Origin of the sequence: Couchioplanes azureus, assembly GCF_014648355.1 — a bacterium.
Classification (GTDB): Bacteria; Actinomycetota; Actinomycetes; order Mycobacteriales; family Micromonosporaceae; genus Actinoplanes; species Actinoplanes azureus.
On sequence record NZ_BMQY01000006.1, the window covers coordinates 440,042 to 448,904 of the forward strand.

General features: G+C 71.6%; 9 protein-coding genes. 6 read left to right on the top strand and 3 right to left on the bottom strand.

Going from position 1 to position 8,863, the window contains the following annotated elements; all coding sequences use genetic code 11:
• Window positions 1–58: 58 nt before the first annotated feature.
• Window positions 59–418: an STAS domain-containing protein gene (locus tag IEY99_RS23595; RefSeq protein ID WP_189206201.1), complete on the top strand. Its 360-nt coding sequence runs from the start codon at window positions 59–61 to the stop codon at window positions 416–418.
• Here the strand turns inward: IEY99_RS23595 and IEY99_RS23600 are convergent.
• The gene (locus IEY99_RS23600) at window positions 332–1,285 is read right to left on the bottom strand and encodes a sigma-70 family RNA polymerase sigma factor (protein WP_268245141.1); all 954 of its coding nucleotides are present in this window, start codon (window positions 1,283–1,285) and stop codon (window positions 332–334) included. The genes IEY99_RS23595 and IEY99_RS23600 overlap by 87 nt on opposite strands.
• Before the next feature lie 91 nt (window positions 1,286–1,376).
• Between IEY99_RS23600 and IEY99_RS23605 the strand changes: the two genes are divergently transcribed.
• From IEY99_RS23605 to IEY99_RS23620, 4 genes are all read left to right on the top strand, one after another.
• On the top strand, window positions 1,377–2,207 hold the full coding sequence (locus IEY99_RS23605) for an alpha/beta fold hydrolase (protein ID WP_189206202.1): 831 nt from the start codon (window positions 1,377–1,379) through the stop codon (window positions 2,205–2,207).
• Window positions 2,208–2,263: 56 nt separating this feature from the next.
• Window positions 2,264–2,635, top strand: a complete 372-nt coding sequence (locus IEY99_RS23610) for a hypothetical protein (protein ID WP_189206203.1) — start codon at window positions 2,264–2,266, stop codon at window positions 2,633–2,635.
• A gap of 2 nt (window positions 2,636–2,637) precedes the next feature.
• On the top strand, window positions 2,638–4,713 hold the full coding sequence (locus IEY99_RS23615) for a CHAT domain-containing protein (protein ID WP_189206204.1): 2,076 nt from the start codon (window positions 2,638–2,640) through the stop codon (window positions 4,711–4,713).
• 165 nt (window positions 4,714–4,878) lie between these two features.
• A complete protein-coding gene (locus IEY99_RS23620; protein WP_189206205.1) occupies window positions 4,879–5,442 on the top strand; it encodes a hypothetical protein in 564 nt (187 codons plus the stop codon).
• A gap of 4 nt (window positions 5,443–5,446) precedes the next feature.
• On the opposite strand, the gene IEY99_RS23625 is transcribed toward IEY99_RS23620, so the two are convergent.
• Window positions 5,447–6,301: a bifunctional helix-turn-helix transcriptional regulator/GNAT family N-acetyltransferase gene (locus IEY99_RS23625; RefSeq protein ID WP_189206206.1), complete on the bottom strand. Its 855-nt coding sequence runs from the start codon at window positions 6,299–6,301 to the stop codon at window positions 5,447–5,449.
• Window positions 6,302–6,393: 92 nt separating this feature from the next.
• On the opposite strand from IEY99_RS23625, the gene IEY99_RS23630 reads away from it, so the two are divergent.
• Window positions 6,394–7,569 (top strand): phytase, encoded by a 1,176-nt coding sequence (locus tag IEY99_RS23630; protein WP_189206207.1) that lies wholly within the window; start codon window positions 6,394–6,396, stop codon window positions 7,567–7,569.
• 74 nt (window positions 7,570–7,643) lie between these two features.
• Here IEY99_RS23630 and IEY99_RS23635 read toward each other — a convergent pair whose 3' ends face one another.
• Complete coding sequence (locus IEY99_RS23635) at window positions 7,644–8,471, bottom strand: hypothetical protein (protein WP_189206208.1); 828 nt, start codon at window positions 8,469–8,471, stop codon at window positions 7,644–7,646.
• Window positions 8,472–8,863: the final 392 nt, after the last annotated feature.

Sequence of the window (8,863 nt, forward strand, 5' to 3'; positions counted from 1 at the left end):
GGGACGGCCATCGCGCGCCTGACGATGAGTTTCGGGGGCACCCGGGGTCCCTATCCACATGGCCGTCCCCACGATTTCCCTGGTCCTCGCCGCGACGATCACGCGCGCCGAGCTCCCCGCCCTGCGCGCCGCGCTCGCCGAGCGGCTGCGCGGTCCGGACGCCGGCGTCGTGGTCTGCGACGTCGCCGCGGTGACCCGGCCTGACGTGGTGACGGTCGAGGCGCTGCTGCTGGCCTGCCTCACCGCGCGGCGGCACGGCCGGCGGACGGTCGTCACCGGCGCCCGCCCCGAGCTGCTCCGGCTCATCGGCCTGCTCGGCCTCTCCGACGTGTTACTCCAGGTGGGCGGGCAGGCCGAAGTGCGGGAACAGGCGGGCCGTGTCGAGGAAGTTGTTGACCGCCGCGATCCGCCCGGCTGAGATCTCCAGGACGATCAGCGCCCACGGATCGTGGCCGCCGCCGGGGCGGGGCCGGTACTGCCCGAAGGCCGGCAGGCCGCTGGCCGCCACCGGCACCAGGCGGGAGCCGCGGCAGCCGTTGCCCGTGCCGGACATCCAGGCGGCGATGTCGTCGTGGCCGCGCAGCCACAGCGGCAGCGGCGGCATCGACAGCGTCGCGTCCTCGTGCAGCAGCGCGGTGAGCGCCTGCAGGTCGTACGTCTCGAAGGCCGCCACGTATCGGCTGAGCAACGCCCGCTGCTCGTCGTCCAGCGGCCGCTGGACGTCCCCGCCGGTGTCGGCGGCCGACATCGTGGCGCGGGCCCGCTGGAGCGCACTGTTGACGCTGGCGACCGAGGTGTCGAGCAGATCGGCCACCTCCTGCGCCGACCACGCCAGGACCTCACGCAGGATCAGCACGGCCCGCTGCCGCGGCGGCAGATGCTGCAGCGCGGCGACGAACGCCAGCCGGATCGACTCGCGGACGGTGACGACCTCCGCCGGATCCGCGCGCTCGGGCAGCACCCGGGCGTCCGGCACCGGGCCGACCCAGATCTCGTCGGGTCGCGGCTCGCCCGCGCCGGTCGCCCGCCCGGACCCGGCCGGGCCCAGATCCATCGGCCGGACCCGCCGCTGGGCGCTGTCCAGCATGGTCAGGCAGACGTTCGTCGCGATCCGGTAGAGCCAGGACCGCAGCGCGGAACGCCCCTCGAAGCCGTCGAGGCCGCGCCAGGCCCGCACCAGGGCATCCTGGACGGCGTCCTCGGCCTCGAAGGCGGACCCGAGCATGCGATAGCAGTACGCCGTCAGCTCCGGCCGGTACGCCTCGAGCCGCGCCACATCATCCACGGTCAGAAAAATAGCCGACCCGGCGATGAGTTCGGGGCACGAGCCCGGTCTACCCCTACGTCAGATCGCACCGAGCACACGAGGAGCCGACATGACCGCCACCCAGTGGACCGCCGACAGCGCCGGCACGGGCCAGTACGCGGACGTCAACGGAATCAACCTCTACTACGAGACGTACGGGACCGGTCACCCGCTGGTCCTGCTGCACGGCGGCCTGGGCTCGGGCGAGATGTTCGGCCCGCTCGTCGGGACCTTCGCCGAGCACCACCGGGTCATCCTGGTCGACCTGCAGGGCCACGGCCGCACCGCCGACATCGACCGCCCGCTCGACATCCGGTCGATGGCCGACGACATCGCCGCCCTCATCGACCACCTGGGGTTGCAGCGGCCCGACGTGGTCGGCTACTCGCTCGGCGGCGGCGTGGCGCTCCTGCTCGGGATCCGCCACCCGGAGAAGGTGGGCCGCCTGGTCACCGCCTCGGCCGGCATCCGCCGCACCGCCACGTACCCGGAGATCCTCGAGCAGCAGGGCCAGGTCGGCGCCGCGGCCGCCGAGTTCATGAAGGACACCCCGATGTACGAGCTCTACCAGCGGGTGGCTCCCCGGCCCGAGGACTTTCCCCGGCTGCTGGACAAGATCGGCGCGGCCATGGCGGAGGACTTCGACTTCACCGAGGAGGTGCGCGGCCTGCAGGTGCCGACCCTGGTGATGGGCGCCGACGCCGACCTGGTGCCGCCCAGCCACTTCGTGGAGATCTTCGAGCTGCTGGGCGGCGGCGCCCGCGACGGCGGCTGGACCGGCGAGGGCCGGCCCGAGGGTGGGCATGCCCTGGCGATCCTGCCGGGCCTCACGCACTACAACCTGTTCCTGTCGCCGCTGTTCGCCTCCACGGCCCTCGCCTTCCTCGACCAAAGTCACTAAGAGTACGGCCTGAATGACGGATTGTCCGAAGAGTACGGAGCCGCCCACCATGGTCCATGACCTTCATCGAATGGGGCGCGTTCTTCTTCGGCGTCGTCATCGGCTGGAACACCTACTTCATCAACCGCTACCGCGGCTCGGTCAAGCTGCTCGACCTGCTGTCCCTCGTCGGCGCGGTCGGTGGCGGCGCGATCCTGGCACTCTTCCCCGAACAGACCGCCCTGTTCGCGGCGTACGGGATCGGGCTCTTCGCCGGCTTCGCCACGTACTTCCTGCTGCTCGTGGTCTTCATCCTGACCCAGCGCAAGAACGGCTGGACCCTGGCGTACTTCCTGGACGGACGCCGGCCCGCCCTCGGCACCGACCAGGAGAGTGACGCCACCCATCCGATGCTGACCGAGCGCGGCGGCGTCCAGGGCGGACGCTGACCGTGTCCGTGCTGACCGACCTGCTCGACTACCTCGGCAACCTGCCCCTTCCGGTCCTGCTGCTCCTCCCACTCCCGTATCTGGCGGCCAGGCTGGTCGGGAAGCTGACCCGGCAGGTCTACCGCTTGAACTGGAGGAAGGCGGAGCTGGAGTTCGAACGCCCGCGGCAGGGCTCGCCGCCCGGGGAGGTCCCGCCCGCGGGAGCGGCCCGGGCCGACGACCAGGAGCCGGGCGCCCAGGTGGTCAGCACCGGTTTCGCCCGGGACTGGGCGCCGGACGACCCGCTGCCGTCGGATCTGACCCTGGCCGGCGGACGCTACCTCTTCTGGCTGGCGGTCGCGCCGTCCGCGGTGCCGGGAAGCATCGACGACTTCCCCGCGCCGCTGACGCTCCCCGACGACGCGCGGACCGGCGAACTGATCACCGTCGCCCTCTTCGACTATCCGGGCGAGCTCGGGCTGACGGCCGGAGCGGACGTCGGCCGCCTGATCCTGCGCGGCGACGGCGGGGTGGACATCGACCGCCAGCCCACGCACGACTTCCGCTCCGCAGACCGGCTGCTCTTCCCGGTCGACGTGCCGGGCAGCCCGGGGACCTACCGGCTCCGGTGCAACATCTACTGCCGCAACACCTTGCTGCAGTCCCGGGTCGTCCAGGTCACCGTCTCCCCCACGCCGGTCCGCCGGCGCGACGCCCTGCGCACGACCCTGGACTACGTGACCGACTCGGTCCTCGACCCGGCGTCGCTGGCCCGCCTGCCGCCGCTGCGCCTGTCGGTCTTCGCCAACAACAACGACGACGGTACGCACAGCTTCCGCTTCTTCGGCGACTCCGCCGTCAAGGCGACGACCGTGGTCACCGCGGGCGAGGCGGAGGACTTCCTCGGCCGGGTACGCCGGACCCTCTCGTGGGTGGCCTGGGGCGACACCGAGGGCTGGAAGGCGGGCATCACCTTCAAGTACCTCAAGCCCAGACGCACTCCCACGTTCGCGAGCGACCTCAAGGAACTGGCCCTGGCCGGCTACTTCATGTGGACAGCGGTCATCGGCGGCGTCGCCTGCACCGCGGAAGGGCTGGAGGACGACGACGACTCCCCGATCCCCGCCCTGCAGAGACTCATGCGGCGCCCCGGGCTCGTCGAGTTCGCCAACAAGGTCAAGGCGTCGTACACCGTGCCGGCCGCGCTGCTGTACGACTTCGACCTCGACACGGGCGTGGAATGCGAGGACTGGACGCTGTGCGAGCAGGCACTCGCCGCCATCGACGCGGGGGCCGACCTGGCCGGCCATCCGTGCTTCCTGGGCGAGACCACCCACCCGCAGACCGTGGTGTGCCCGGCCGGGTTCTGGGGCTTCCGGCACGGCGTGACGCTGCCGCAGTCGGTGGGCGGGGGCAGCGCGCCGACCTACATCGAGGTGGCGGACGATCTGCGCGTCATCATGGGAGTCGCGGACCGGTTCGTCGGCCGGCACACCGCCTGGGTGCTCAGCAAGCTCCGGGCTTCCGGCTCGGTGGCCGACTTCCAGGATCGCGAGCAACTGCTGTCCGCGCTGCGCGATCGCCGGCAGTCGCCGCACTTCGTGTACTTCTACTGCCACGGCACCGAGGCGAACGGCGTACCCGCCCTGCAGGTGGGCTCACCCACCTCCCTGGGCATCGACTACGCCCAGGTGGCCAACGGCAAGATCTTCTGGAAGCGCAGCCGGCCCCTGGTCTTCCTGAACGGCTGCCGCACGGCCGTGGTCCAGCCGAAGTACGCCATGAACTTCGTCGAGGCCTTCATCCAGCGGGCGCAGGCGTCCGGAGTGATCGGCACCGAGATCATCACCGACGAGAGCCTGGGAGCCCGTTTCGGGCAGCGTTTCCTCGAGAACTTCCTGCTCCGCCGCGAGTCGGTGGCGGAGGCCATGCGCTCGGCCAGGCTGAGCCTGCTCACCGAGAGGGATCCGCTGGGCATGGCCTTCGTCGCCTATGCGCCCCCGCGGCTCCGCCTCGTCCGGCACGCCGACTCCTGCCTCTGCGGATCGATCTCCACCTTCGGCGAATGCTGCGCCCAGACGGCCCCTACCAGGCAGTAGGCCGCGCGGCTGCCGGCTCGCTGGATTGTCCTCCGTCCGGGTGGCATCGGGTGGGGGGTGCATACCGGACGTTCGGCTGAGGGGCCTCCGCGCTCCGGGCATTTCGCCGCACGGGCGGGCGAAAGCACTGGTGGCGGCTCGGCGGACCGTGTCACGGTGGGTCTCGTGACCAGGGTGACGTGGGATTTCACGAAGGAACAGACCGACGCGGGATGGCGCTCGATGTCTCTGCTCGCCCGCCTCGTCCACCGCGGCGGGCACCCCGCTCCGGTGAAGCCGACCGTCGCGCTCCGTCCGGAGGAGAACGAGTACGGCGCCTTTCCGGTCGACGTACTCGCCTATTACTCCGCCGACGTGGATTACTCGAGCGGCATCTTCGCCAGCGGCGGCTACTTCTTCACCAGCAACGGCAACGGGGCCACGACCCGGGCCGGCTGGCGGCACGAGGGGCGGCAGGCCGCCACGATCACCAGCCAGCGACTCGTGCTGCGCGACCGGGACGGCGAGCAGGCGTACGAATTCCGCTCGCTGATCCTGATCCAGCCCAACCCCCTCGACTGGTCGGTGAACCTCTACTTCCAGGGCGCCCAGCCGATGATGCTCCGCAGCCCCTGGGTGCCGTGGATGACCGTGGTGATGTCGGCCGAACTGTACGGCTCCCCGTGGCCGCCCGGACACGTCCCCGACGCGGACCTGCCGATCAAGGCGTTGTGCGAGAAGGCGCCCTAACCCGTCAGGCGGCGCCCTTCTCAAAGGCGAGCTGGTTGTACGGCGAGCCGTCATAGGGTGCGATCTCGCGGTATCCGCTGCTGCGGTACAGCTCGATGGCCTCGGTCAGCGCCCGGTGCGTAGCGAGCCGGATCGTGGTGAACCCGTGGGCCGCCGCATCGGCCTCGATCTCCTGGAGCAGCCGGCGCCCCAGCCCGATGCCGCGCGCCCGCGGGCCGACCCAGAGGTGGCGCACCTCGGCCGCCTTGGGACCGAGCCGGCGCCACGCCACGCAGCCGACCGCCTCACCGTCCTCCCAGGCCACCAGGAGCGCCAGCTGCCCCGGCGGTGTCAGCGTCGAGGCGTCGTATCCCTCCGGGAACCGGTCTTCGAGCTCCGCGGCGTACGTCAGCAGGCAGTTCCGCGCGACTCCGGACGCGTCGTCGACCCGGCGGATGTCCACCGCGGCGAGCCGCAGCAGGCGCCACACCTGCCCTTGGGCGGCGACCAGCCGCTCCCGCTGCGCCGGCGTCAGCGGGCGCAGCAGCGCGTCGACCGCCCTTCGCGAGCGGGCGTCCAGTTCCGCCAGTTCCTGGACGCCGGCGTCGGTCAGCTCGGCGACCCGCACGCGGCGATCGTCCGGCTGCGCGCCGACCCGGACGAGTCCCTCGCCCTCCAGCGAGCGCAGCAGCCGGCTCAGATAGCCGGAGTCCAGCCCCAGCCGGGTACGAAGGTCGCGCACCTCGGCTCCGGCGCCGATCTCGAAGAGCAGCCGGGCCTCCCCGAGGGGGCGGTGCTGCCCGAGATACTGGTCGGTCAGGACCCCGACGCGCCGGGTGTAGTAGCGGTTGAACTCGCGTACCAGCTCGATCTGGTCCATGTCGCGACCGTAGCAGGTTCTCTGACCTTGGTCAGACGATCGCCATCACCCGTTCACCTGCCGGCCACACCGATCGATAAGCGTCTCTAGATATGCGTCGAACTCTCGCACTCGCGATCGCCGGGGCCCTCCTGATCGCCGGAACCCCCGCCCACGCGGCCGGCTCCGAGGTGGTCGCCGGCAGTCCTGCCCCCGCGGGCGGCACCGACCACCGGGTCACCGCCTCCACCGAGACACCCGCGCTCTTCGACGACGAGGCCGGCGGCGACGCCGACGCCGACGACCCGGCCATCTGGGTGCACCCGTCGGACCGCGCCCGCAGCCTCGTCGTCGGCACGGCCAAGAACGGCGGCCTGCGCGTCTACGACCTCGCCGGACGGGAGATCCAGTCGATTCCGGCGGGCGAGGGCGGCCGGTTCAACAATGTGGACATCACCGGCCGCAACCTCGTCGTGGTCACCGACCGCGGCCGCGATCGGCTGCGGTTCTACCGGATCGACCCCGGCACGCTGCGCCTCACCGACGTCACCGTCGCGGACGCGCCGCTGCTGTTCTCCGCCGACGAGGCCGAGGTCGAGCTGCAGGCCACCGGCTACGGCCTGGCCACGTACGGAAGCCTCGCCGCGGTGAGCCGCCGCCACACGACCCGCCTCGGCTTCTTCGAGATCATCGACCGGGGCCGCGAGGTGACCTACACCCGCCGGGAGACGCTCGACCTGCCCCGCACCTTCACGCGCAAGGACGGCAGCAGTTGGACACCGTGCGCCGACCCCGGCGAGGATCCCCAGGTCGAGGGCATGGTCATCGACCCGAAGGCGGGCGTCCTCTACGCCGCCCAGGAGGACGTCGGCCTGTGGCGCATCGACCTGAGGACCAAGAAGAAGCACATCGTCGAGTACGTCGCCGAGTTCGGCGCACCCTACGACGGCGACTGCACGCTGACCGGCCCGGGTGAGGGCGGCCGCATCCACGCCGACGTCGAGGGTGCCACGATCTACCAGGACTACCTGCTGGTGTCGAGCCAGGGCGACAGCCGCTTCTTCGTCTACGACCGCCGCACCAACAAGCCGGTCACCACGTTCGCGGTGACCGACGGCAGCCGAACCGACGGCGTCCAGCACTCCGACGGCGCCGCGGCCACGCCCACGCCGCTCCCGGGTTACCCGGAGGGACTGCTCGTCCTGCACGACGGAGAGAACAAGCCCGACGAGGGCCGGCCCAGCACCAACTTCAAGTACGTCGACTGGCGCCAGCTCCACCTCTGCTGACCCCGAACCCTCCACAAAGGCCACCCGGTCCCCGCCCAGGGATTCGTCCTTGGGCGGGGCCGCACGGCTGATGTTCAGCCGTGGGTGACGGTGAGGGACGAGACCCCCGAGGCCACGTCGATGTCGAAGCGGTCCCTGGCCGTCTCCCAGCCGGGCGCCACGTGCAGGAAGCCCTCGGCGATCCCCGACTGTGCCTGACCGTCGATGGTCACGTCCCCGGCACCGTCGCGAACCGCGACCCGGACCGGCGCGGAACCGGCGAGCCGAACCTCGAGCAGGCTCGCGCCCCCGTTCACGGCCACCTTCTGGGTGCCGGCGGCCGCGGGCAGGGTCACCTCGGCACGACTCGTGCCGGCGCCGAGCTCGACGTCACCGCCGCGTGCCGCCCCGGTGAGATCGACAGCCTCGTCGCTCGCGCCGCCGACCAGCCGCACATGCCACCGGACGTCCCGCGCCAGCAAGACGGTGACCAGGGAGGGGCCTGCCTTACCGGTCTTCCGCAGGCGGGTCACCACGGAGGTCCCGTCGACGTCGACGTCCGGCGCCGCCGCCGAGTCGCCCGGGGTGGACACGTCGAACAGCTCGCCGCCGAGGTCCGCAACGCTCACCCGCACGACATCGGCTCCGCTGGCGAGCGCGAAGGTGTGCGGCTTGGCGGCGTACCCGGCGCCGCCGCGCACGCTCTGGTCGGGTTCGCTGGGCGCGGCCTGGCCCAACCCGGGAAGTCCCAGGCCGGAACCGGAGCCGGGCCAGGTCGGCAGCGGCGTGGGATTCGAGGAGCCGTCGAGCCCCGGAAGTACGTAGTCGGGCTGATGGGCCGGGTTGTAGTCCCGCCCGCCGTCGTCGGCCATCGAGCAGCCGCCCACCGCAAGCGCAGCCACCAGCACGGCCGTCCGCACCACCCGGACAATCATGGCCACCTATTACCCGACCCCTCGGTCCCCTACACGACGCGTCCCTGAGGAAGGTCAACCTACGCCCTGCGACCCCCCGGCGCCATCGCCCCACAACGCTCCGGCGCCACGCCCTACGACCCTTGGCGCCGTCGCCCTACGAACCCTTCGGCGCCCATCGCCCCGCACCCTTCGGCACCACGCCCGACGACCCTTCGGCGCCATCGCTCTGGTATCTCCCCGGCGCCATTGCCCACCCACCGGGCAAACCCCAGGAGGCCGCGGCTCCAAGGCCAGCGGAGACAACAAATCCGCCCGGCCTGTCCGCACCACCCTGAAATGGCGAAAGGCCGGTCCCGTGCCGGGGCCGGCCTTCCCAGAAAGTCATCTGCGTCCAAAAC